We start from the raw sequence: 22,428 nt of genomic DNA, 5'->3' as shown, positions 1-22,428 counted from the left end.
GACCGCTCATCAGCACTGTCTGTACGACCGTGATGGCCGCCGTCGCGGCGTTGCTGGTGCCCGGCACCGCCCACGCCGACACGGTCGTCACCACGAACCAGACCGGCACCGACAACGGGTACTACTACTCGTTCTGGACCGACGCGCCGGGCACCGTCTCCATGAACCTGAGCTCCGGCGGCAGCTACAGCACCTCATGGCGCAACACCGGCAACTTCGTGGCCGGCAAGGGCTGGAGCACCGGCGGACGCAGGACCGTCACCTACTCGGGCACCTTCAACCCGTCCGGCAACGCCTACCTGACCCTCTACGGCTGGACGTCCAACCCGCTCGTCGAGTACTACATCGTCGACAACTGGGGCACGTACCGGCCCACGGGAACGTTCATGGGGACGGTCACCAGCGACGGCGGTACGTACGACATCTACAAGACCACGCGGTACAACGCCCCGTCCGTCGAGGGCACCCGCACCTTCGACCAGTACTGGAGCGTCCGGCAGGCCAAGCGGACCGGCGGGACCATCACCACCGGCAACCACTTCGACGCCTGGGCCCGTGCCGGAATGAGGCTGGGCACCTTCAACTACTACATGATCATGGCAACCGAGGGCTACCAGAGCAGCGGGAGCTCCAGCATCACCGTGGGTGACGCCGGTTCCGGCGGGGGCGGCGGCGGTGGGGGCACCGGCTCCTGCACGGCGACCCTGTCCGCGGGACAGCGGTGGAGCGACCGCTACAACCTCAACGTCGCCGTCTCCGGCTCCAGCAACTGGACCGTGACGATGAACGTGCCCTCCCCCGCGAAGGTCCTCTCCACCTGGAACGTCAGCGCCAGCTACCCCAGCGCCCAAGTCCTCACCGCCAAACCCAACGGCAGCGGCGACAACTGGGGCGTCACCATCCAGCCCAACGGCAACTGGAACTGGCCGACCGTCTCCTGCGCCGCGAGCTGACCACCCGACCCGATGCTGGAGGACCACTCCCCATGAGAACCGGACCGCGTCTCCCGATACGTTCCCTCCGCTCCCTGGCCACGGGGCTGGCCGTCGTGGCGACGGCCGCCGCGGGCACCCTCACCGTCGACGCCGCCCCGGCGCAGGCCGCCGCCTGCACCGGGTACGTCGCGCTCACCTTCGACGACGGCCCCTCCGCCAGCACCCCGAACCTGCTCAACGCGCTCAAGCAGAACGGGCTGCGGGCGACGATGTTCAACCAGGGCAACAACGCCGCCGCCAACCCGGCCCTGGTCCGGGCCCAGGTGGACGCCGGCATGTGGGTGGGCAACCACAGCTACACCCACCCGCACCTCACCCAGCAGAGCCAGGCGCAGATCGACTCGGAGATCTCCCGGACCCAGCAGGCCATCGCCAACGCGGGCGGCGGTACGCCGAAGCTGTTCCGTCCGCCGTACGGAGAGACCAACGCGACGGTGAAGGCGGTCGCGGCCAAGTACGGCCTGACCGAGATCATCTGGGACGTCGACTCGCAGGACTGGAACGGTGCCGGCGCCGACGCGATCGTGCAGGCCGCCGGACGGCTCACCAACGGCCAGGTCATGCTGATGCACGACTGGTCCGCGAACACCCTCGCGGCCATCCCGAGGATCGCCCAGGGGCTGGCCGCTCGCGGCCTGTGCGCCGGGATGATCTCTCCGCAGACCGGCCGCGCCGTGGCGCCCGACGGTTCCGGCGGTGGCGGCGGCGGTGGGGGCACCGGCTCCTGCACGGCGACCCTGTCCGCGGGACAGCGGTGGAGCGACCGCTACAACCTCAACGTCGCCGTCTCCGGCTCCAGCAACTGGACCGTGACGATGAACGTGCCCTCCCCCGCGAAGGTCCTCTCCACCTGGAACGTCAGCGCCAGCTACCCCAGCGCCCAAGTCCTCACCGCCAAACCCAACGGCAGCGGCGACAACTGGGGCGTCACCATCCAGGCCAACGGCAACTGGAACTGGCCGACCGTCTCCTGCACCGCGAGCTGACCGGCGTCGGCAGCCACGAGGGGACACCGCTTCCCCGGCGCGGCAGCCCTGTGCTGCCGCGCCTTTAGGCCGGCGTCCTTCCAGCCGTCACGCCTACCGACCGTCGGCCTCCCGGCCGGCGTGCGTCCCGGCCGTCGTGCTTCGCGGGCCTCGCGGCTCTCGCGGGCCTCGCGGCTCTCGCGTCGCGGTCAGGAGACGTCGGCGCGGATCGGGTCACCGAGGAGACCGTCCGTGAAGGTCACGTACTGGGCGGTGAACGTCCCCTTGCCGGTGACGGTGCCGGAGATGTTCTCGCCGGGCGCCAGGTTCACGGTGTCGATCTGGTTCTCGTCGGCGGCCAGCTCGATCGTGTGCTTGGTGCCCTTGGTGTCCGTGATGCTGAAGTACAGCGGGTTCACGTCGACCTGCTCGTCACCGTTGTTCGTGATCGTGACGAGGACGCTGGTGTAGTCGTCGCCATCGGCGAGGATGGTCTTGGCGAACGCCGTCTTCTTGGCCGTGACCTTGACCGGCCCCTGGGCGCCGGCCTCGTCGGCGGGCTCGGCGTCGCCCTTCTCCTGGGCCGCCCCGCCCTCGGCCCCGTCCTTCGCTCCGTCGTCGCTCTTCCGCTCGTCTCCGGCCACGGCGGTCTTGTCCTTGCCGCCGTCGCCGCCGGAGTCGCCACCGCCGGCCACCACGCCGATGAGGATGAAGAGGACGACGAGACCCGCGGCGCCCAGGCCGACCATCTTGCCGACGCCGCGCTTCTTCGGCGGCTGCTGCGGAGGCACGCCGTAAGCGGGCTGCTGCGGGGGCACGCCGAAGGGGTGCTGCGGCGGCGCGCCGTACGGGGGCTGCTGCGGGGGCGCACCGTATCCCGGCTGCTGCGGGGGGCCGCCCCATCCGGACTGCGGCGGGTACTGCTGGTGCGGCGGATGGGGCTGGTCCGGCTGGTGGAACTGGTGAGGTTCCTGCGGCTGCTGCGGGTACTGCTGGTTCAAAGTGGCTCCCCGAGGTCTTTCCATGGCTTGCGCGTGTACGACTCGTGGAGATGCCGCGAGGTTGTACAAAGTTGAAGAAGATCTTCGCGGAGGCGGCCGGAGGCACGGCGAGCGCCGGAGTCCCTGAAGGCGCCGGAGGCGTTCCCCGGCGATATCCCTACCTGGCCGTGGGCGCAGGGGGCAGAATCGGGGGACGTCTGGATCCAGAGGTTCCCGAGGAGACCGGTTCCTCCGGCCCAGAGCGTTCACGGGTCCGAGGTGTCCGCCGACCTCCAGGGAGCCCCCATGCCGCCCAGCCCCCACGGCCCCCACGACTGGCCCGCCCGCAGCCTCCTCGGCGCGGTGTCGCCGGAGGCCCGGCGGGAGTTGCTCGGGTTGGGCGTGCCGGTGCGGTTCGGGGCCGGGGAAGTACTGCTGAGCGAGGGGGCCCGCGACCGGCACGTGGTGTTGCTGCTCTCCGGATTCGCCAAGGTGACGGCGCGGGTGGAGAACGGGGAGGAGTCGCTCCTGGCGGTCCGCGTCGGCGGGGACAGCGTCGGTGAGATGGCCGCCATGGACGGGGCGCCGCGCTCGGCCACCGTGACGGCGTGCGGTCCGCTGGCCGCGCGGGTGGTGCAGCCGGGCGACCTGCACGCCCTGCTGGCCCGGCGGCCGGAGGTGCATCTGGTCCTGACCGGCGTCGTCGCCGACCGGCTGCGCTGGGCCAACCGCAGACGGCTGGACTTCCGGGGTTATCCGGCCAAGGTACGGCTGGCCCGGCTGCTGGTGGAGCTCGCCACCGCGTACGGCCATCCGGTGGCGGACGGCATGGTGCTCGGCTGCCGGCTGACCCAGCCCGAGCTGGCCGCGCTCACCGGGGCCGCCGAGACCACCGTCCACAAAGGGCTGCGCGATCTGCGCCGCGACGGGTTGCTGGAGACGGGGTACGGCTCGACGGTCATCCGGGATCTGCCCCGGCTCAGGAAGCTGGGGGATCTGTCCCCGGACGGCTGAGCCGCGCCCCGGCCTCTCGCACCGCCGCCTCGCCGCCCGCCGTTCAGTTCAGCACCGGCCGCAGCACCACCAGCAGCGCGGCGCTGATCCCCATCACCGCCGTACACGCGACCGCGGCGGTCAGGCACCGGTACTTGCGCACGGCCACCTGGGACAGGAACCGGATGGTCTGGGACAGTTCCCGCCGCTCCTGGTCCGGATCCCGCTCCCGATCCTGGCCCGGATCCCGCTCCTGCTCCCGCTCCCGCTCCCGCACCCGATCCTGTTCCTGCTCCCGCTCCCGCTCCTGGCCCGAGCCCGGTGGGTCGGCGTGCGGGTGCCGGGCGGGCAGGATGTCCGGGCCCGAGGCCAGGTGGACGAAGCTGTACCGGTTGACGCCGGTGGGGCGCAGCACCCGGGGGCGCAGGGTGGCGGCGAGAAAGCCGGCGCCCCCGAGCAGGCCGCCCAGGAAGAGGACGAGCAGCGTCCCGGCGAGCACGCCCGTCACACCGCCCGCGGCGGCGGCGTGCAGGGCGGGGGCGTTCCAGGAACCGGCCGTGCCGACCAGGGCCGCCTGTGCGGCGGCCAGGATTCCGGCCTTCGCGTCGGCGTGCTGGTGGGTGGCGTGCAGGGCGGTGAACATGAACTGCGCGGGCCGGCTGTCCGGGTCGGTAAGGGGGGCGGTCGGCATGCGGGCTCCCTTCGCCGGTGGTGGAAGTGCGTCGCTTCCAGTGGGCCCTGAAATCGCTCGCGGGAACCGGGATTTCTGCGGGATTCGCGCCTCCGGTCCGCCGGGGACCGGAAGGTTCGGGACCCACGGCTGCGAAAGCCGGGATGTCCGGTGCGCCGAACCCGTGCGTAACGGGCCTGCTCGGCTGTAGGCTTCCGCACCTTTCCGTATCCCGTATTTCCACGGGGTTCCCGGCGGACCGGCCGTGTACGACTGTCTTACCGGCGTCCGCCTCTCGGGGGAGCGGACGCCGGCGTGTTCCGGAGCGCGCCCCGGCCCCAGGCCCCGGGGTGCGGCTCCACTTCTGTGAGCGGGGAGTTCGAGCATGGCAACGTTCGGTCGCAGACTGCTGCTGGCGGTCGACGCGAAGGGGTACGGCGGCGCCGACGTGGCGACGCAACGGCAGTTGCAGGAGGCCATCCAGCGGCTACTGGCGGAGTCGGCCGCCGCGTCCGGCATGGCGCGGGAGCGGTGGGAGACACAGGTCGGCGGGGACTCGGTGTTCGCGGTCCTGCCGGAGGGGGCCTCCGAGCCCGATCTCGTCGACCCGTTCATGCGCCATCTGGACGCCGGACTGCGGGAGTTCAACCGCAATCGGGTACGGGGGGCGTGGCTGCGCCTGCGGGCCGCCGTGCACTTCGGCACGGCCTCGCCCGCCGCCAACGGCTTCGCGGGCCGGGCGCCGGTCGAGATCGGCCGGATGCTGGACAGCAGGGTGCTGAAGGCGGCCCTGGCCGCGGCGCCGGACGCGTGCCTGGCGGTAGCCGTCTCCGCGACCGTCTTCAACGACGTGATCAGCGAGGCGTACACGACCATCAGGGCGCGGGAGTTCCGGGAGGTGCGCGTCGCGGAGAAGGAGTACGCGGGGCGCGCCTGGATCTGGGTGCCGGGGTACGACGCGAGGGCCCTCGATCTCGGCGGAGAGGGCGGCGAGGAGGCGGCGCGGCACCCGAACACCGCGGAGTACCCGGGCACGCCGGGCCACCCGGACACCTCAGGGCGCGCGGGGAGCGCGGAGAGCGGTGAGGGTGGTACAACACCCGCCGCACGCCCCGCCGATGCCCCAACTTCCGCAGGTGACACGGTAGTTCAGGTAATCAGCGGAACCGTACACGCCCAAGGTGCCGTCTTCGGGATCTCCAAGTGACCTGAGCGACGGCCGAGGATGAACGAGGAACGCAGCGAGCAGACAGCCCAGGGGAACCCGAAGGCCCACGGCGCACCGGGCACCCCGGAGAAGGCGGAGACACAGCTCCCGCCCCACGTACCGAACGCACCCACACCACCGGACCGGAAGAAGCCCATACAGAAGCCCATACGGAAGTCCGCACAGAAGCCCGCCCCCAACCCCCCACCCGAACCAGCGGTCACGCACGACCCGCCCGGCCCGCCCGACTCCGACCCGCGCACCCCACCGGAGCCACCCGGCCCTCCCCCCTCGGCGCCTCCCACCACCGCGGAGTCCCAGCACGGCCCCGAGCAGGCCGCGCCCGCCCCGGCCGCCGCCCCCGGCGCTCCGCACGGGCAGGTCCACCACAACAACGTCAACCAGTTCTTCTACGGCGAACTCAACGCCTCCCAGGCGCTTTTCGGCATCGGCACCGCCGACTCCGGCAACGCCCGGCGGCGAGCCGTCGGGCGTCTCGACACCAGGGAGGCGGACGCGATCCTCGCGCCGTACGTCAAACCCTCCCGGTGCTTCGAGGAGGCGGCGCGCGCCCTGGCGGAGGACGGGGTCGTGGTGCTGGTGGCGCCGCCGGGGTCGGGCAAGCGGTCCGGGGCGGTGGCGCTCGTCGCCGAGGTCGCCGAGCGCACGGAGTACGTCGTGCTGTCCCCCGGCCGCAGCCTGGACGATCTCGCGAGCGGCCGGGTCGCGTTCGAGAAGGGCGTCGGCTACGTGCTGCTCGACCGGATGGACAAGGACGTCTCCCAGACGGCCGACTTCGACTGGCGGCGGGTGCGCGACACCGTCCGCGAGCACGGCGCGCATCTGGTCGTCACCACCGTGCACGCGGCGGACGACAGCCCGGTGGAGTCGGTGCGGCACATACCCTGGCGGCTGCCCGACCTGGCGGCCGTGCTGCGGGTGCGGCTGGTGCGGGCCGGGTGCGCCGGGGACACCGTGGAGCGGGCCGTCACGCTGATGCCGGACGGCTGCCGGATCGCCGAGGTGGCCGCCGCCGCCGGCCGGATCGCGCGCGGCGCCGAACCGGCGGAGGTCTGGCGGGAGTACGGCAGCGCCGTCGCGCAGCCCGTGCGGGACTGGTTCGCCCGGGACCGTACGCCGCAGGAGTGGGCCGAGGTCACCACGCTGGCGTTCGTCACCGGGGCCGGCTACCGGGCCTTCGAGACCTGCCAGGAGCTGCTGGAGGGGTGGGTGGCCCCGGCCTTCCCGGTGCCGCCCACCGAGGAGGAGCAGGCCGAGGCCGCCCGGCGGACGGTCGACCGCCGGCTGTCGCTGTCCCGCAACGCCCTGGTGCGCGTGGCGGAGCACAAGCACGCCGGGCTCACCCGCACCACGCTGGTCTTCCCGCACGCCCAGTACCGGCCGTGGGTGCTGGAGGAGCTGTGGAACAAGCGCTCCACGCCGTACTGGAACGGGGTACGGGACTGGCTGACCGAACTCCTCGGCGAGGGGCTCAGCCTGGAGCTGCAACTGTCCGTGGCCCAGGGGCTCGCCCTGCTGAGCCGTCCCGCCTTCGACGAGGTCGCCGACAACTACCTGCATCCCTGGGCGCGCGGTGAAGCGGGCCCCGACGGGCAGACCACGGCCATCCTCGTGCTCCAGTGGATGTGCCTGGACGAGGGCCTCGCCGCCACGGCGCTGGGCGTCGCCCGCGGCTGGGCCCGCTCGGGCCACCCGGTGCTGTGCGAGACGGCGGCGGCGGCGTTCAGCGGCGCGCTCGGCGTGCGCTTCCCCACCGACGCCGTCGCCCTCCTGCTCCGCCTGGTCGTCCGGCGCGGCGGGCCGCCCGGGGACGCGGCGTTCGCGCTGGCGGGTCTCGTCGCGGTCCTGGCGGAGTGCGGGCAGGACACGGGCGCGGTGTTCCGGCCGCTGGCGTACCGGCTGCGGGCCCAGCGCGAGAAGCTGACCGGCCGGCACAAGGAGAGCATCCTCGACGCCGCCCTGACCGTCCTGCGGGCCCAGGACGCGCGCACCCGGCTGCCGGTGTGCGCCGGGGTCCTGGAGCGGGAGCCCCGGCAGACGAACACGATCGGCGCGCTGTGGGCGGGCGTGCTGGAGAACCTGCCGCGCCGGAAACTCGCGGTGCACGGCCTGTACGCCACCGTCGCCCATCTGCCCGCCGTGGCGGAACGGCCCGAACAGGTCGCCGGCCGCTTCGGCCGGGCGCTGGGCGCGGCCCTGCCGGCCGGTGAGCGGCCACGGCTGGAGACGGCCCTGCGGCGGGTCGCCGCGCGCGCGGACGAGACCGCCGCCCCTTTGATCGACACCTTCCTTTCCGCCGTACTGAGCACGGAGGGCTGACAGGCATGGCTGAGAACTACCCGCTGGTCGAGCAGCGGCAGTACGGGCGCCCCGGGAAGCACGGCGGCATCCTGAGGAAGCGCGTGACACGGATCGACGAGGAGCTGCCGCGGCTCGCCGCGCACCATGTGCGCGTCTTCCGGGTCGGTGACGAGTACGTCGAGGACCACGGGGAGCTGGGCGCCGACGACCCGGTGGTCCTCGGGGCCAGCTCGGTCACGGTCGTGGACCGGCGGGTGGAGGTGCCCGTCGTCGTGGAGACGCGCATCCCGTCGGCCGAGGCGGGCGACTTCACCGTACGGGTGGTGTTCCACTGCACCGTCACCGATCCGTGCGCCGTGGTGCGCGGCGGTGTCACCGACGTGGAGGCGCTGCTGCTGGCCCACCTGCGGGAGGTGCCCGGGCTCACCGAGGACGGCGGCGACCTGGGGTTCGTGGACTCCGCCGCCGTACGCGCGCGGATCGACGCCCGGCTGACCGCGTACCACGAAATGCGCCCGGCGGTGGTGTCCGGCCTGCGGGTCCGGCTCGGCCAGCTGGAGGTGCTCACACCGGCGGAGATGTCCGCGATCGTCGAGGAGATGGCGAAGGCCCGCCGGGAGCGGGAGCGCGACCGGCAGCGCGAGGAGCTGGAGCAGCAGGCGGCCCTGAACCGGGCCCTGCTGGAGGCCGAGCTGGAGCTGAAGCGGGAGGATCTGCGCAACCTGCGGGCGATGCGCGTGGAGCGCAACCGCCAGGAGGAGCATCTGGACCAGGAGCGCAACCGGCAGGAGCTGGACACGCTGCGCACCCGGTACGAGCGGGTCACCGGCGTCGAGCGGCAGGAGCACGACCTCACGCTCCAGGCGCAGCGCAACCGCTTCACCCGCGCCGAACTGGAGCAGGACTTCCAGCTGATCGGCTCCGACCCGCTCGCCGCCGACTTCCTGGCCTGGCGCGACGGCGACATCAGCGCCGACGACCTGTCCAAGCGGCTGCACGCCGCCGAGAAGGACCGTCATACGCGCCAGGACGACCGTCTCCGGCTCGACCGGGAGGACGAGCTGAGGCGGCGCGCCCTGGACCGCGACGACCACCGCTGGGAGGTCGAGCGCGACGACCGGCGCCAGGAGCTGCTCCGCCGGGACGAGCGGGAGGAGGCCGCCGCCCGGCGCGACGAGGGGGCCCGCCGCTGGGACCTGGAGCACCAGGACCGGCTGCTGCGGCGCCAGGAGGAACGCGCGGACGCGGAGCGGTTGCAGCGCGACGAGCGCGAGTGGGCCAAGGAGCAGCTGACGGTGCGCGCGAACCTCGGCAAGCAGGCCATCGACCGGGGGCTGTTCGACAGCACGATGTACGACGCGGGCGCCTTCATCAACAGCGTCGGCGACGTGCCGTACAACCAGCCGTCCGGCGAGCGGGCGGCGGCGGGCCGGGAAGCGCCCGCGGCCCGCCTCCCGGGCGAGCCGGGCCGGGAGGTCCCCGCGGCGAAGGTGAAGGGCGAACTGGACCGGGGTGCCCGGCCGGGCCCGGACGCCGAGGCGGACACGCGTGACGGCGACGGTGACGACGACGGTTTCGACCCCGCCATCCAGGAGGCACACCTTGGCGACTGACACCCCGCTCCGCCCCGCCGCCGACGCCTCCTTCGACGACGGCCGGGGCTCGCGGCGCCCCGCGCCGCTGTCCCCGGGGCCGGCCGCCCGGCTGCGCCGGCTGATCGGTGTCGAGGAGCCGCTGCTGGCCTGGGTGCCGGAAGAGCGCACCCGCTACACCTGGTACGGCGCGCTCGTGGTGAACACGGCGCTGCTGGGCGCGCTCTCCATGGTCCTGGCGCTCGCCAGTTTCCGCTCCGACCTGCCCCTGGCGGCGGTCATAGCCGTGGCCGTGGTCTGGTTCTGGGTGGTCCTCGCGCTGGACAGCTGGCTGGTCTCCAGCACCCACGGCACCACGGTCAAGAAATGGACACTGGCGGTCCGCTTCTTGCTGTCCGTCCTCCTCGGCCTGTTCATCGCCGAACCGATCCTCTTCCAGATCTTCGACAAGGAGATCCGCCAGGAGATCGCCGTGCGCAACGAGCGGACGGTGGCCGGGTTCCGGGGGATGCTCGTCTCCTGCAACCCCACGGACGGCGCGTCCACCGCCAACCGCCCCGAGTGCGCCCGCTACCAGCTCAAGGTGGCGGGATCACCGGCCGAGCTGGCCCGGCAGATCGAGAACAACACCTCCCGCGCCGCGGCCCTCAGGACCCAGGTCGACTCGATCAACAAGACGCTCAATGCCAAGATGGCCACCGAGCAGCGCCTGTGCGGTCGGGAGAACTGGATCTGGCGGGGCGGGGTCAGGGACGTCACCATCACCTGCGAGCGGGCCCGCGAGGCCACCTCGGACTACCGCGCGAACAGCGAGATCGAGACGTACGAGAGGCGGCTGGAGGATCTGGTCGCCCAGGGCCAGGACCTGGCCGCCCGCAAGGACCGGGCCGCCGACGCCTACCAGCCGCTGCTCCAGCGGGCCATCGACACCAAGACGCGGCAGCGGGCCGCCGCCCTGGACACCGACGGCATCCTCACCCGCGCCGCCGGCCTGAAGGAGGTCGCCGCCTCGGACGGCTTCGCCCTCTTCCTGACGGTCGTCCTGCACCTGCTCCTGCTGTGCCTGGACGCCATGCCGGTCCTGGCCAAGCTCCTCAGCGGCGCCACGACCTACGACACCCTGCTCGGCGCCCGCTACGCGGCCAGCCGCCGCCTGCACGCCGAGGAGCTCCAGGTGCAGCACGCCTGCGCCCGTCTGGAGCACGAGGAGCGGCGCCACCGGGTGGAACAGGACACGGCCGACCGCATGGGCCGTCTGGAGCACGCGTACCAGCGGGCCCAGGCGGAGCGCGCGGTACGGGAGCGGGCGGAGCTGGAGGCCCGGATGGACCGCATCCTGCGGGCGCGCGGGGCGTGAGAGCGGCGGGTGCGGGGCGGGGGGAGGGGCGGGGCGGGTCCGTCCGGCGGTCCTTGACCTCAAGCGAGGTCGAGTTTCTACGGTCGGTGCCGTCGGACAACGATCCGCCATCCGAAAGCGAAGGGGACGTCATGCAGTACTCCCACAGTGACGCCGAACTGATCCGGCAGCCCATCGGCTACTGGAGCTGGGCGGCCTACAAGGCCGTGGTCACCCGCACCCGCGCCGCCCTCGCCGACATCGGCACCACCCAGCCGCAGTGGTGGGTGCTCGCGCAGGTCGCGCGCGCCGAGACGGCCAAGACCCGCGAGGAGGTCTCGCGCCTGCTGCGGAACTACCTGGACACCGGCCCCCAGGCCATGGAGGCGGAGATCGACGCGACCATCACCCAGGGCTGGATCACCGAGGACGCCGAGGGGCGCCTGGGCCTCACTCCCGAGGGCAGGGCGTTCTACGACAAGGCCGCGGCCCTCCAGGACGAGCTGTGGGCGGAGCGGCACGCGGGCATCTCCGACGAGGAGTACCTGACCACGCTCAAGGTGCTCCAGCGGTTCATCCACAACACGGGCGGGCGGGCCTGGCACCACTGAGGCACCGGGGCCCGCGGTCCACCGGCCGTCCCCGGAAATCACCCGCAGGGGTGACCCCGGGGACGGTGACAAACGCCCGCAAAGCACCTTTCCGGCCGGTCGTTTCCTCTAGGTTGATTCCCCCATACCGCTCACCCCCGGAGGAACTGCCGTGCCGGACCCCACTCCCCAGGCCGACACCGGCGCCGGGACCCGCGCCCGGATCGACACGACCAAGCCGCACTCGGCACGCTTCTGGAACTACTTCGTCGGCGGCAAGGACCACTACGAGATCGACCGGGAGCTCGGGGACCGGATCAAGAAGATCTGCCCCGGCCTCGTCGACGTGGCGGTCGCCAGCCGGCTCTTCCTCGGCCGCGCGGTCCGTCACCTGGCCGCGGTGGAGGGCGTGCGGCAGTTCCTGGACATCGGCACCGGGCTGCCGACCGCCGACAACACCCACGAGGTGGCACAGCGCGTCGCCCCGGACGCGCGGATCGTGTACGTCGACAACGACCCCATCGTGCTGGCCCACGCCCACGCCCTGCTCACCAGCACCCCCGAGGGCAGGACCGCCTACCTGGACGCCGACCTGCACGATCCCGACACCGTCCTGGAGGACGCCGCGGACACGCTGGACCTGTCGCGGCCCGTGGCCCTGATAATCCTCAACACCCTCGGCCACGTCGCCGACTACGAGCAGGCGCGGGGGGTGGTGCGCCGGCTCATGGCGGGGCTGCCCTCCGGAAGCTTTCTCCTGCTCTGCGACGGCACCGCCACCAGCGAGGGCATGGTCGCCGCCGCGGAGGCGTACAGAGCCAGCGGCGCGATCCCGTACCAGGTGCGCAGCGTGGCGGAGATCGCCGGGTTCTTCGACGGGCTGGAGATGCTGGAACCCGGTCTCGTACGGGTCACCGAGTGGCGTCCGGAGTACGGCGCCGCGGACAGATCCGCCGAGGCCGTGGACGCGTACGGCGGGGTGGGCCGCAAGGCATAGCCCATAATCGGCCCATGGCCGCACCGCCCTTTCCCCCCGCGCATGCCTGACCCGCACGAGCGCCTGCCGGCCGATCTCCTCGCCGTGGGTGCCCGCTACGGCCTGCTCCTCGCCGGCCATCACGCGATGCGGGCGCACGGGCTGACGGACCGGCGGACCGGTGAGGTGACGGTCGCCACCGACAGCCCGGCGGGCATGGCGGAGATCGCCGCCGGGGTGCGGAACGGGCTGGCGGACCGCGGCTGGGACGTCCGGTCGGTGGAGACGGACCCGCTGGCCGCCCGGCTGGCCGTCGCCGATCCGGTCACCGCCGCCCAGTGCGCCGTCGACGTGGTGAAAGAGGTGCTCTGGGGGCCGCCGGTGCAAACGGAGCCGGGTCCCGCGCTGTCCCTGGACGACCTCATCGGCACCCGGGTCCGCGCCCTCGTCGACCGGGGCCTCGCCCGCGACCTCGTCGACGTACACGCCGCCGCACGGCTGCGCAGCCGTCCCGAGCTGGAGGAGCTGGGCCGCCGGCACGCCGTCGACGCCTTCGACCTCGCCGATCTGGCGTCCCGGCTGACCGGCGCCGACTGGGTCGACGACGCCGAGTTCGCCGCGTACGGCGTCGATCAGCAGGGCGTCGCCGAACTGCGGCGCTGGGCGCAGGAGTGGGCGGACGACATCGCGGAGCGGCTGGCGGAGTCGGAAGCCCCGGACGACGCGTGAGCCCGGCCCGCCACGGATCTCGGCGAAGAGCCCCGGCGGGGGGGCTTCGCGGGCGCCGGTGGGCAGGCATACCCCGACCGACCGACGAACGAAGGAGCCGAGGGTGACGAGGAATCTCGCCGACGCGGTGGAATCGATGGAGCAGCTCACCACCGTCTGGCGGGCCATGGTGCTCGACCGGGACCCGGACGCGGACGTACGGGACCTGCCGGGCGTCGCGGTGCGCTGGGCGGACAGCCGGTTCGCCTTCTGGAACTGCGTCACGCTCACCGAGACCGGGGCGGACCCGGGCCTGCTGGCGGAGCGGCTGGGCCAGGCGGCCGCCGTCATGCGGTCGAAGGGACGCGCGGGCTTCCTGTGGCTCTTCGAGGACCTGCTCGGCGACGGGGCGCGCGCCGGTCTGATGGAGGCGGCCGGGCGGGCCGGTCTGACGCACGCCTTCTCGGGCACCGGGATGGCCGGTGACCTGCTGCCCCTGCCCGAACCGGCACACCCGGACCTGACCTTCGTACGAGTCGGCTCGGACGAGCAGCTGCGGGCCTACGCGGACCTCAACTCGCGCGCCTACGGCATGCCTCTGGAGGACGGCCGCGACGGTCTGCTGGGCTCCGCGCTGTGGAAGAAGGAGGCGCACGCCTACCTGGGCCTGCGGGGCGGCGACCCCGTGACGTGTGCCGCGACGGTGGAGGCGGACGGCCGCCTCTTCGTCGTCCTGGTGGCCACGGACCCGCGGTGGCAGCGCCGGGGGTACGGGGAGGCGGTGACCCGCAAGGCCCTGCACGAGGGGGCCCGGGCCACCGGACTGTCCCGGGCCACGCTGCACGCGACCGCCGCCGGGGCGCCGGTGTACCCGCGGATCGGGTTCGTGCCCAACTCCCCGTTGCACTTCTTCACGTTGGGGAGCTGACGCGCGGGGCCGCGCTCATCCGGCCGTCGTCCGCGCCGGGGCGCTCCTCGGCAGCAGTCCTCCGTCCCGCGCGCCCCGCCGGCTCGCGGCGGTCAGGGCGAGGGTCGCGGCGAGGGAGGCAGCGGCCATGGCCGTCATCGCCGTGGCGGGGGTGGTCAGCTGGGCCACCGTTCCGGCCAGCGCGGCGGCGGCTCCCTGCGTCGTGAGCATCCCGGCGGAGTGCAGTCCGAGCGCGTGCCCGGCCAGTTCGCCCGGTGTCAGGGCCATCAGGCGCTGCTGCTGCACCAGGCTCGCGCCGAAGCCGACGGAGGCGACGGCGACCAGGACGGCCGCCACGGGCAGTGGCGGGCGGAGGGCGAAGGCGAGGTACGGGAGGGCCAGCAGGGCGAGGAGCGGTACGCCCAGACGGGGGCGGAGCCGGGGCGGCAGCAGCCGGCCGACCGTGACGTCACCGGCCAGCATGCCGAGGGCGGCGCAGGCGAACAGGGTGCCCGCGGCGTGCGGGGTGTAGGAGACGTAGAGCGACTCGCAGCCGACGACCAGGCCGTTGGGGACCCACAGGGCCAGGTAGACGTGGCGGCGGGGGCGCGAGGACCACAGCTCGGCGTTGGCGCGCCAGGTCGCCGAGACCGACGGGCGGCCGGAGGCGCGCGGCGGGCGCGGGGTCAGGCCGCGTACGGCACCGGCCGCCGCCACGAGATAGAGGGCCGTCGCGAGCAGCAGGGTCGGGCGCGGGGAGAGCAAGGCCACCAGGACGCCGCCCGCCGCGTACCCGGTGATCTGCGTGATGCCGCTCATCATGTTGAACACCGAGCGGCCCAGCAGATAGCCGCCGTTCGCGCCGTCCTGGCCGTTCCCGCCGTCCTTGCCGTCCCCGGTGAGGATCTCGTTCAGCAGACCCCAGCGGACGCCGCCGCCCACGGAGGCGATCACGCCCTGCGCGAGGACGACGGCGAACAGCGCCCACACGGGCAGGCCGGGCACGGCCAGCAGGGCCGTCGCGGCGGCGAAGGCGAGGGAGAGGCCCGCCATCGTGGCGCGTGGGGGCAGGCGGTCGGCGGCGGAGAGGAAGAAGGTCGCGCCGAGCACCTGGGCCAGTGACGGGCCGAACATGCTGACCGCGGACAGCAGCGGTGAGTCCGTCACCCGGAACACCAGCGTGCCGAGGGCCAGGCCCGCCACCGTCTGGGCGGCGGTGTGGGCCGAGGAGGACAGGAAGAGCGGGGTGAACTCGGGGGTGCGGAACAGCGCCCGGTAGGTGTGGCTGGTCATACGCGGAGTCTCCGGCGGCCCGGACCGGGCCGGTTATCGTTTCGCGCCGGTGCGAAACGACGGCGGCCGCGCGCGGACTTCGGTCACCATCGGGCCGGTCGCCGTCGAGGGAGGGAAGGGCCGATGGGCTGGTGGCAGGTCAACGCCGACACGCTCGCGCGCAGCCGGTTCGTGATCTCACCACTCGCGGAGACCTTCGCCTGCCTGAAGCTGCTGCACGCCGGTGACGCCGCGCACCCCGGCGAGCGGGCGTGGCTGGACGCGCATCTGCCCGGCTACCGGCGGCGGCTGGCCGGGGACCCGGTGACGGCGCTGCTGGTCCGCTCGGGCCTGGGGCGGGAGTGGATCGCCGACTTCCTCACGCCCGCCCCGCGGGAGGGGGAGACCTTCGAGGAGGGTGTCGCGCGGGTGCGGGCGTTCTCCCCCGGCCAGGCCCGCGCCCATCTCTCCGTCTCCCTCGCCGGACCGCTGCCCGCCGCCCTGGAACGCGACGACCTGACCGAGCGCGCCGCCGCGCTGCTGGAGTACGTCTGGGCCGAGGCGGTACGGCCGTACTGGGACCGGCGCCGCCGCGTCCTGGAGGCCGATGTCGTCGCGCGGACCACGCGGGTGGGGCGGAGCGGCTGGGCGGCCGTCCTGGACGCCCTGCGGCCGGGCACCCGCTGGCTCGGCGGCAACCGGTTCCAGGTCAACCGCCACGAGTACCCGCCGCGCGAGATCTCCGGGGCGGAGCTGGTCCTCGTGCCGGTCACCCCGCAGCGGCACGGCTGGGTCGCCTGGGAGGAGACGGAGCGGTACGCGGTGGTCTACCCGTGCGCCGGTGTCCTCGCCGACGCGTCCGGCCGGGCCGTGCCGGCGGGGCTGGGCGCCCTGCTCGGGACCGCGCGGGCCGGGGTGCTGGTCCTGCTCGGCTCGCCGCTGAGCACCAGCCAGCTGGTCGCCGTGACCGGGCAGGGGCTGGGCTCGGTCGGACGGCATCTCAGGGTGCTGCTGGACGCGGGCCTGGTGGAGCGGTGGCGGGCGGGCCGGTCGGTGCTGTACGCGCGGACGGCGGCCGGGGACGTCCTGGTACGGGCGGCGGGAGCGGGAGGTGACGCCGGGGCCGCCGGGGGCGCCGCGTCCGGCGGGGCTAGCATCCGCACATGACGACAGACATCACGGGCGACTCGCCCCTCACCGTCGAGATCGGCGCCCTCCAGGGCGGTTCCGCGGAGCTCGGACAGTACGCCGGGCAGGTCGCGCTGATCGTGAACGTGGCCTCGAAGTGCGGGCTGACCCCGCAGTACGCGGGTCTGGAGCGGCTGCACGAGCGGTACGCCGATCGCGGCTTCACCGTGCTCGGCGTGCCGTGCAACCAGTTCCTGGGCCAGGAGCCGGGAAGCGCGGGGGAGATCGCCGAGTTCTGCTCGGCGACGTACGGCGTGACCTTCCCGATGACCGAGAAGGTGGAGGTGAACGGGGCGGGCCGGCATCCGCTGTACGAGCGGCTCACCGGCTTCGCGGACGCCGAGGGGCACAGCGGGGACATCCGCTGGAACTTCGAGAAGTTCCTGGTCGGGCGGGACGGCCGGGTCGTCGCCCGGTTCGCGCCGCAGACCGAACCGGAGGCGCCCGAGGTGGTGGCCGCGGTCGAGGCGGCGCTGGCCGGCTGATCCCGCCCCTGGGGCGGGGCCGGCGGTGAGGGCCGCGACCGGGATCACGGAAACGAGCCGAGCCCTCTCGGCTAGGACGGCGAACTGGTCGAGAGGGCTCTGGTCGTGATGCCGGTGCGGCCCGCCGGACGGGCCGGTGCCGTTACGCCTTGACCGAGGTCACGAAGGCGTTCCACGCGTCGGCGGGGAAGGCCAGCGTCGGGCCCTCGGGGACCTTGGAGTCGCGGACGGCCAGTGCCGCCGCGGACGGGGACTTGACCTCGACGCACGCGCCGTTTCCTCCGGAATAGGAGGACTTGGTCCAGGTGTCCGTGGCGCCCTGAAGAATTGCCATGTTTGCTCCGGTGGCGAGTTGCTGAATGCTGTCGCCGCGCCGCGGGCCCACTGCGGACCGCACGGTACGGATCGCGCCAACGTCATGTGATCGGTGGCGTGATCGACGCTACTCGCTGCCCTGCCCGCTCGGCGTGGTCGTTCACTCGACCGGATGCCATATTCCAGGTCATTCCCCGGTCCGCCGGGATCAGGGTGTAGCATCCGCCATCGCCGCCGCGACGGAGGGCCGGCGCGGGGTCAGCGGGCGTACTCCTTCGCCACGTCCTCGATGCGCCGGCGGGACTGCTCGACGTTCAGGGCCTGGGCCCGCAGGTGCTCGTACATCACGGTGTACTTCTGCACGTCCTGCGCCTTCTCCAGGTACAGGTCGCTGGTCACGCCCTCGATGTAGACGACGCTGGAGTCGGCCGCGTCGGAGAACTCCAGGATCGAGTACTGGCCGTTGATGCCGGGATGGGCCCCGACGTCGAACGGCAGCACCTGCACGGTGATGTGCGGCAGGAGCGACATCTCGGCGACGTGCTCCAGCTGTTCCCGCATGATCTGACGGCTGCCGACGACTCGGTGCAGGGACGCCTCGTCGAGGACGACCCACAGTCTGAGCGGGTTGGTGTCGGCGGTCACCCGCTCCTGCCGCCGTATCCGTACCTGGACCCGCTTCTCGATGTCGGCGGCCGACGTCTCCGGCAGCGCGCCCTGGATGAGCGCCTCGGCGTACGAGCGGGTCTGCAACAGGCCGGTGATGATCTGGGGTTCGTAGGTCCGCAGCGACTCCGCGTCGGTCTCCAGGCCGATGTAGACGCTGTACGGGATGTCGCCGAAGGCGTGCCACCAGCCCTGCTGGCGGGAGTCCTTGGCCATCTGCATCAGCGAATCGACCAGCCGCTGGTCCTCGACCTCGTACACCCCGCACAGGTCGCGGACGTCACGCTGGCTGATGCTGCGGCGGCCGTTCTCCAGACGGCTGATCTTGGACTGCGACACCAGCAGCCGTTCCGCCACCTCCTCGGCGGTCATGCCCTTGTGCTCGCGGAGCCGGCGCAGCTCCTGGCCCAGCCGGCGCCGCCTGACGGTGGGATTGACATTGGACGCCACGGGACGTGCACCTCCGGCTGCGTGCCTCGTACTTGCCACTTTGCGTATCTGCTGTTGAGCAGACTGCCACCAAGGGGCGTACTGCCGCTGGGAAACCGGCGATATGCGCCGCGTACACGCCAGTCCGCACGGGCGTACGGGAAACCGCGGGCGACCTCTCGTGCGCCCCGTGCGCCCTCCGGCGGTCGCCGGGCACAAAGCCGCGCGGGGCGGCGGGACCGCGTCGTCGTCCGGACGTACGGTCTCACCGCCCCGCGCGGACCAGCGGCTCCCGTACCGGTCTGTGGGGACGAGCGGTGCGGCTGCGTCGGGTCGTGCGGTGGTGGCCCCGAGGTGGGGCGCCGGGCACGGGGCCGTGCCGCGGCGCGGGGCTCAGTGGGCCGGAACGCGTGCCATGGGTCCGCGGCGCGGTTGTGCCGGGACGCCGCGGGCGTTCTCCGCCACGGGCCTGGTTCCGGCGGCCTGGCGGGCGGCCGGGGGGGCGCCGCGGCGCGGCTGGGCCGCCACGCCGTTCTGGACGTCCATCACGGCGTGTGCCACGAGGCCGCCCATGGGGTCATGCCGTATCAGGTCCCGCAGCCGGGAACGGGACGAGCGGCCCTCGTTGCCCGGATAGAGGTGCTTGCCGAGACCGACCGCGTGGGCCAGCGCGGCGAGCGCGGCGGTCCGCGGGTCCGGCGGTACACCGGTGCGGATCGCCGAATCCAGCCGGGCCTTGATCTCCCGGCTGATCGCCGTGTCCGTCGCCTGGTAGCGCGTCGTCGGCAGCACCCCGCACATCTGGCCCTCGACGGCATGGACCATGCCGCACCGTTCCAGATGCGAGAGGTAGGTCTGGCGGAGCCCGAGACGGGGCCCGCCGATCCAGTGGACCGCCCGCACCGGGGCGCCGCGCCTTCGCAGCAGCTCCAACGCGCAGTCCAGGGTCGGATCTCCAGTCGGCCGTGGCACCACCACGGCGATACGATCCCCGTCTGGGGCTATCCGTCCGGCCAGTGCCAGCTCCACCAGCTGTGCTCCGGCCAGGCCGAGGTCGAGCGACTGCGGCTGCGCAGTGGTACCCGTGGCCGGGTCCAGTGCCAGCAGCAGAAGCTCCTCCGGAAGTGTTCTGCGGCTCCTGCCCATCCATGCCTCCCCGCGTGGATGAATGACAGGGTGACCCCTCTCACATTGGTCTGTCGAGGGTGCGTGACCGGTTCGTAAGGGAACCGGCAGGTATGTCGTTCTCGTCTACCGCTGGGGTGCGGCCCGTACACAGGACACTGGTACATGGTTCGGACGGCGCTGAGAAGCGGCGTCCCGGGCGGCGGTTCACGGTTCGGTACGCGCACGCGTTACGAGCGGCGCATGGAGGAGGCATCGGTGGCGGGCGAGTCCCCCGACAAGTCGAAGCAGCGCGAGTCGTCGGCAGGACCGACGTCGGGGAGCGCGGGTCCGGTTCCCGAGGCCCGCACCGGATCGGGTGACACCCGGAAGGCGCGTGACCCGCGGGCAGCGGTCGCGCGGGACACGTCGTCGGCGTCCGCGTCGGCGTCCGGCGGGGCCGTCGACACGGCGACCAAGGTGCTGCCGGCCGCGGAGACGAAGACGGAGCCCCGGAAGACGGAGCCGGAGCCGGAGACGAAGACGGAGCCGGAGGGGTCGGTGGTGGAGGCCGGGGGGGCCGGGAAGGCCCGGACGGGCCAGGAGACCCCGGAGAAGGCCCCTGAGAAGGCCGGGAAGGCCGTTCAGGACGCCGGCACGGACACCGACGCGCCGGGCGGCGAGAGCGACCGGGCCGGCGCGAGCGCCACGGCCACGGGTGAGGCCACCGGCGACGAGGCGGACACCGACGGCGACGCCGAGGAGGCGGACTCCGACGGCGGCACGGACGCGGACGGGGACGCGGACCCGGGCGCCGGCACGGCCGGTGCCGGTGGGGAATCCGGCGAGCGGCCCGCCCGGCAGCCCGTCGACCAGCCCACGGCCGTCTTCAAGGCCGTACGGCCCCCCGCGCCCGCCGTCGACCAGCCGACGACCATGCTGAAGCTGGGCGCCGCGGGCACCGGCCCCACGTGGGCCAAGAAGGCCGCGGACGCCGAGAAGGCCGATGAGCCGAAGACGGCCGACGAGCCGAAGACGGCCGACGAGCCGAAGACGGCCGAGGAGCCGAAGACGGCCGAGGGCTCCGGGCAGGCCGAGAGCGCCGGGCAGGCGAAGGGCACCCCGGACGCCAAGAGCGCCAAGGCGGCCGCTCCCGGCGCGGCCAAGAGCCCCGGTGACGCCAAGGCGGCTCCCGAGTCCGATGCCGAGCGCACCAGCAAGTTCGTCGCGCTCAAGCCGCTGGACGACCCGGCGACCCGCAAGCCGCCGCAGACCGGTGCGGCGGTGCCCGCCGCCGCGCCCGCCGCCGAGGCCACCACCGCGCTGCCCAGGGTTCCGGCGGACGCCACCGCCCCCGTCCCGCAGGTCGGACCGGAGCGGACGACGCAGCAGCCGCTGCCGCCGAAGCCGCCGCTGGACCTGCTGGCGGAGCTGACGAACACGCCGCCGCCCCCGCCGACCCCGCTGCGGACGCTGGCCCGCCGGGTCAAGATCTGGACGCCGCTGGTCCTGCTGCTGGTGATCGTCTTTGCGGTCGTACAGAGCATGCGCCCGCTGCCGTCGCCCGAGCTGGATCTCACGGCGAAGGACAGCTACACCTTCGACGGCGGCAAGGCCGAGATCCCGTGGCCGTCCTCCGGGCAGGCGGCGCTGGACGTCCAGGGCATCGGCACCTTCGGCTCGTCGGGCGAGCAGAAGCCGGTGCCGATCGCGAGCGTCGCCAAGGTGATGACCGCGTACCTCATCCTGCGCGACCATCCGCTCGGCAGCGGTGAGGAAGGCCCGAAGATCGAGATCGACCAGGCGGCCGAGGACCAGGGCGTCCAGGAGAGCGACGAATCGAAGGTCAAGGTCTACAAGGGCGACAAGATCTCCCAGCGGGAGGCGCTGGAGGGCGTCCTCATCGCGTCCGCCAACAACGTGGCGCGGCTGCTCGCCCGCTGGGACGCGGGGTCGGAGAAGGCGTTCGTGCAGAAGATGAACGACGCCGCCGAGGACCTCGGCATGACCAACACCACGTACACCGACCCGTCGGGCCTGAACAACACGACGGTCAGCACGGCCGTGGACCAGGTGAAGCTGGCCAAGGAGGCGATGAAGTCGCCCGCGTTCCGCGAGGTCGCGGCGATGATGTCGTACGTCGACTACAAGGGCGTCACGCACCCCAACTGGAACCAGCTCGTCGGCTTCAACGACGTGGTCGGCATCAAGACCGGCACCACCAGCTCCGCGCTCGGCAACCTGGTCTTCGCGGCGAAGAAGGAGGTCGGGGGCGAGACCCGGACGATCGTCGGCGCCGTGGTGCGCCAGCCCCCGGGCGGCGCGGACAACTCGATCCTCGCGGGTGCCCTCACGGCCGGTGACAAGCTGATCCGGGCCGCGCAGGGCGCGCTGGAGTCGCGGACGATCCTGAAGAAGGGCGATGTCGTCGGGTACGTCGACGACGGGCTCGGCGGGCGGACCCCGGTCGTCGCCGCCCAGGACGTGAAGGCGGTCGGCTGGGCGGGCCTGACGGTGAAGCTGACGTTCGCCGCGGACGACCTCCCGCACACCGCGAAGGCCGGCACCAAGGTGGGCACGCTCACCGTGGGCGACGGCGGGGTCAGCGGCGCGGTGAAGGTCCCGGTCGCGCTCCAGAGGGATCTGGTCGAGCCGGGCTTCTCGGACAAGCTGACCCGCCTCGGCTGACGCCGTTCCCCGAGCCCCCCTCACGCACCCCGTCGTCGGC

At 73.1% G+C, this 22,428-nt stretch carries 20 protein-coding genes; 14 read left to right on the top strand and 6 right to left on the bottom strand.

Going from position 1 to position 22,428, the window contains the following annotated elements; translation table 11 throughout:
* The first annotated feature begins 32 nt into the window (after positions 1–32).
* Both AB0L74_RS08590 and AB0L74_RS08585 read left to right on the top strand, forming a co-directional pair.
* Positions 33–953, top strand: coding sequence for a glycoside hydrolase family 11 protein (locus tag AB0L74_RS08590; RefSeq protein ID WP_365647517.1), 921 nt, complete (start codon positions 33–35; stop codon positions 951–953).
* 32 nt (positions 954–985) lie between these two features.
* Positions 986–1,981: a polysaccharide deacetylase family protein gene (locus AB0L74_RS08585; RefSeq protein WP_365647370.1), complete on the top strand. Its 996-nt coding sequence runs from the start codon at positions 986–988 to the stop codon at positions 1,979–1,981.
* A gap of 188 nt (positions 1,982–2,169) precedes the next feature.
* Here AB0L74_RS08585 and AB0L74_RS08580 read toward each other — a convergent pair whose 3' ends face one another.
* Positions 2,170–2,961: a DUF4352 domain-containing protein gene (locus AB0L74_RS08580; RefSeq protein WP_365647367.1), complete on the bottom strand. Its 792-nt coding sequence runs from the start codon at positions 2,959–2,961 to the stop codon at positions 2,170–2,172.
* A 285-nt stretch (positions 2,962–3,246) separates the two neighbouring features.
* Between AB0L74_RS08580 and AB0L74_RS08575 the strand changes: the two genes are divergently transcribed.
* On the top strand, positions 3,247–3,954 hold the full coding sequence (locus tag AB0L74_RS08575) for a Crp/Fnr family transcriptional regulator (RefSeq protein WP_365647365.1): 708 nt from the start codon (positions 3,247–3,249) through the stop codon (positions 3,952–3,954).
* 43 nt (positions 3,955–3,997) lie between these two features.
* Here AB0L74_RS08575 and AB0L74_RS08570 read toward each other — a convergent pair whose 3' ends face one another.
* Positions 3,998–4,624, bottom strand: a complete 627-nt coding sequence (locus AB0L74_RS08570; RefSeq protein WP_365647362.1) for a hypothetical protein — start codon at positions 4,622–4,624, stop codon at positions 3,998–4,000.
* A gap of 364 nt (positions 4,625–4,988) precedes the next feature.
* Between AB0L74_RS08570 and AB0L74_RS08565 the strand changes: the two genes are divergently transcribed.
* The 8 genes from AB0L74_RS08565 to AB0L74_RS08530 all read left to right on the top strand — a co-directional run bounded on the left by AB0L74_RS08565 (position 4,989) and on the right by AB0L74_RS08530 (position 14,262).
* A complete protein-coding gene (locus AB0L74_RS08565; protein WP_365647359.1) occupies positions 4,989–5,810 on the top strand; it encodes a hypothetical protein in 822 nt (273 codons plus the stop codon).
* An 18-nt stretch (positions 5,811–5,828) separates the two neighbouring features.
* Complete coding sequence (locus tag AB0L74_RS08560; protein ID WP_365647356.1) at positions 5,829–8,150, top strand: hypothetical protein; 2,322 nt, start codon at positions 5,829–5,831, stop codon at positions 8,148–8,150.
* A gap of 5 nt (positions 8,151–8,155) precedes the next feature.
* Positions 8,156–9,745 carry a hypothetical protein gene (locus tag AB0L74_RS08555; RefSeq protein ID WP_365647353.1) on the top strand — a complete coding sequence of 530 codons (1,590 nt, stop codon included), beginning with the start codon at positions 8,156–8,158 and terminating at the stop codon, positions 9,743–9,745.
* Positions 9,735–11,081, top strand: coding sequence for a DUF4407 domain-containing protein (locus AB0L74_RS08550; RefSeq protein ID WP_365647351.1), 1,347 nt, complete (start codon positions 9,735–9,737; stop codon positions 11,079–11,081). Before AB0L74_RS08555 ends, AB0L74_RS08550 begins: the two co-directional genes overlap by 11 nt.
* 131 nt (positions 11,082–11,212) lie before the next feature.
* Entirely contained in the window at positions 11,213–11,671 is a 459-nt protein-coding gene (locus tag AB0L74_RS08545; protein ID WP_365647348.1) for a MarR family winged helix-turn-helix transcriptional regulator, read from the top strand.
* A gap of 151 nt (positions 11,672–11,822) precedes the next feature.
* On the top strand, positions 11,823–12,647 hold the full coding sequence (locus tag AB0L74_RS08540) for an SAM-dependent methyltransferase (RefSeq protein WP_365647345.1): 825 nt from the start codon (positions 11,823–11,825) through the stop codon (positions 12,645–12,647).
* Between the two features lie 42 nt (positions 12,648–12,689).
* A complete protein-coding gene (locus AB0L74_RS08535; RefSeq protein ID WP_365647342.1) occupies positions 12,690–13,355 on the top strand; it encodes a hypothetical protein in 666 nt (221 codons plus the stop codon).
* A gap of 136 nt (positions 13,356–13,491) precedes the next feature.
* Entirely contained in the window at positions 13,492–14,262 is a 771-nt protein-coding gene (locus AB0L74_RS08530; protein ID WP_365647515.1) for a GNAT family N-acetyltransferase, read from the top strand.
* Positions 14,263–14,277: 15 nt separating this feature from the next.
* On the opposite strand, the gene AB0L74_RS08525 is transcribed toward AB0L74_RS08530, so the two are convergent.
* Positions 14,278–15,534: an MFS transporter gene (locus AB0L74_RS08525; RefSeq protein ID WP_365647339.1), complete on the bottom strand. Its 1,257-nt coding sequence runs from the start codon at positions 15,532–15,534 to the stop codon at positions 14,278–14,280.
* A gap of 123 nt (positions 15,535–15,657) precedes the next feature.
* Between AB0L74_RS08525 and AB0L74_RS08520 the strand changes: the two genes are divergently transcribed.
* Positions 15,658–16,680 (top strand): ArsR family transcriptional regulator, encoded by a 1,023-nt coding sequence (locus tag AB0L74_RS08520; RefSeq protein WP_365647336.1) that lies wholly within the window; start codon positions 15,658–15,660, stop codon positions 16,678–16,680.
* Positions 16,677–17,186: a glutathione peroxidase gene (locus AB0L74_RS08515; RefSeq protein WP_365647333.1), complete on the top strand. Its 510-nt coding sequence runs from the start codon at positions 16,677–16,679 to the stop codon at positions 17,184–17,186. Before AB0L74_RS08520 ends, AB0L74_RS08515 begins: the two co-directional genes overlap by 4 nt.
* 142 nt (positions 17,187–17,328) lie before the next feature.
* On the opposite strand, the gene AB0L74_RS08510 is transcribed toward AB0L74_RS08515, so the two are convergent.
* The 3 genes from AB0L74_RS08510 to AB0L74_RS08500 form a co-directional block, all read right to left on the bottom strand.
* On the bottom strand, positions 17,329–17,520 hold the full coding sequence (locus AB0L74_RS08510; protein ID WP_365647330.1) for a DUF397 domain-containing protein: 192 nt from the start codon (positions 17,518–17,520) through the stop codon (positions 17,329–17,331).
* Between the two features lie 239 nt (positions 17,521–17,759).
* Positions 17,760–18,617, bottom strand: coding sequence for a helix-turn-helix transcriptional regulator (locus AB0L74_RS08505; RefSeq protein WP_365647327.1), 858 nt, complete (start codon positions 18,615–18,617; stop codon positions 17,760–17,762).
* Positions 18,618–18,989: 372 nt separating this feature from the next.
* Entirely contained in the window at positions 18,990–19,742 is a 753-nt protein-coding gene (locus tag AB0L74_RS08500; RefSeq protein WP_365647324.1) for a GPP34 family phosphoprotein, read from the bottom strand.
* A 222-nt stretch (positions 19,743–19,964) separates the two neighbouring features.
* Between AB0L74_RS08500 and AB0L74_RS08495 the strand changes: the two genes are divergently transcribed.
* On the top strand, positions 19,965–22,388 hold the full coding sequence (locus tag AB0L74_RS08495) for a D-alanyl-D-alanine carboxypeptidase (protein ID WP_365647322.1): 2,424 nt from the start codon (positions 19,965–19,967) through the stop codon (positions 22,386–22,388).
* The last annotated feature ends 40 nt before the right edge of the window (positions 22,389–22,428 follow it).

Source organism: Streptomyces sp. NPDC052020 (assembly GCF_040680575.1).
Taxonomy (GTDB): domain Bacteria; phylum Actinomycetota; class Actinomycetes; order Streptomycetales; family Streptomycetaceae; genus Streptomyces.
This window is presented reverse-complemented; position numbering and strand designations above follow the sequence as displayed.

Bases quoted from the DNA above. Each gene is read 5' to 3' on its own strand.
- AB0L74_RS08520 (WP_365647336.1), top strand. From the start codon at position 15,658: ATGGGCTGGTGGCAGGTCAACGCCGACACGCTCGCGCGCAGCCGGTTC.
- AB0L74_RS08500 (WP_365647324.1), bottom strand. From the start codon at position 19,742: ATGGGCAGGAGCCGCAGAACACTTCCGGAGGAGCTTCTGCTGCTGGCA.
- AB0L74_RS08495 (WP_365647322.1), top strand. From the start codon at position 19,965: ATGGAGGAGGCATCGGTGGCGGGCGAGTCCCCCGACAAGTCGAAGCAG.
- AB0L74_RS08560 (WP_365647356.1), top strand. From the start codon at position 5,829: ATGAACGAGGAACGCAGCGAGCAGACAGCCCAGGGGAACCCGAAGGCC.
- AB0L74_RS08590 (WP_365647517.1), top strand. From the start codon at position 33: ATGGCCGCCGTCGCGGCGTTGCTGGTGCCCGGCACCGCCCACGCCGAC.
- AB0L74_RS08565 (WP_365647359.1), top strand. From the start codon at position 4,989: ATGGCAACGTTCGGTCGCAGACTGCTGCTGGCGGTCGACGCGAAGGGG.
- AB0L74_RS08575 (WP_365647365.1), top strand. From the start codon at position 3,247: ATGCCGCCCAGCCCCCACGGCCCCCACGACTGGCCCGCCCGCAGCCTC.
- AB0L74_RS08545 (WP_365647348.1), top strand. From the start codon at position 11,213: ATGCAGTACTCCCACAGTGACGCCGAACTGATCCGGCAGCCCATCGGC.
- AB0L74_RS08525 (WP_365647339.1), bottom strand. From the start codon at position 15,534: ATGACCAGCCACACCTACCGGGCGCTGTTCCGCACCCCCGAGTTCACC.
- AB0L74_RS08510 (WP_365647330.1), bottom strand. From the start codon at position 17,520: ATGGCAATTCTTCAGGGCGCCACGGACACCTGGACCAAGTCCTCCTAT.
- AB0L74_RS08585 (WP_365647370.1), top strand. From the start codon at position 986: ATGAGAACCGGACCGCGTCTCCCGATACGTTCCCTCCGCTCCCTGGCC.
- AB0L74_RS08570 (WP_365647362.1), bottom strand. From the start codon at position 4,624: ATGCCGACCGCCCCCCTTACCGACCCGGACAGCCGGCCCGCGCAGTTC.
- AB0L74_RS08530 (WP_365647515.1), top strand. From the start codon at position 13,492: ATGGAGCAGCTCACCACCGTCTGGCGGGCCATGGTGCTCGACCGGGAC.
- AB0L74_RS08535 (WP_365647342.1), top strand. From the start codon at position 12,690: ATGCCTGACCCGCACGAGCGCCTGCCGGCCGATCTCCTCGCCGTGGGT.
- AB0L74_RS08555 (WP_365647353.1), top strand. From the start codon at position 8,156: ATGGCTGAGAACTACCCGCTGGTCGAGCAGCGGCAGTACGGGCGCCCC.
- AB0L74_RS08515 (WP_365647333.1), top strand. From the start codon at position 16,677: ATGACGACAGACATCACGGGCGACTCGCCCCTCACCGTCGAGATCGGC.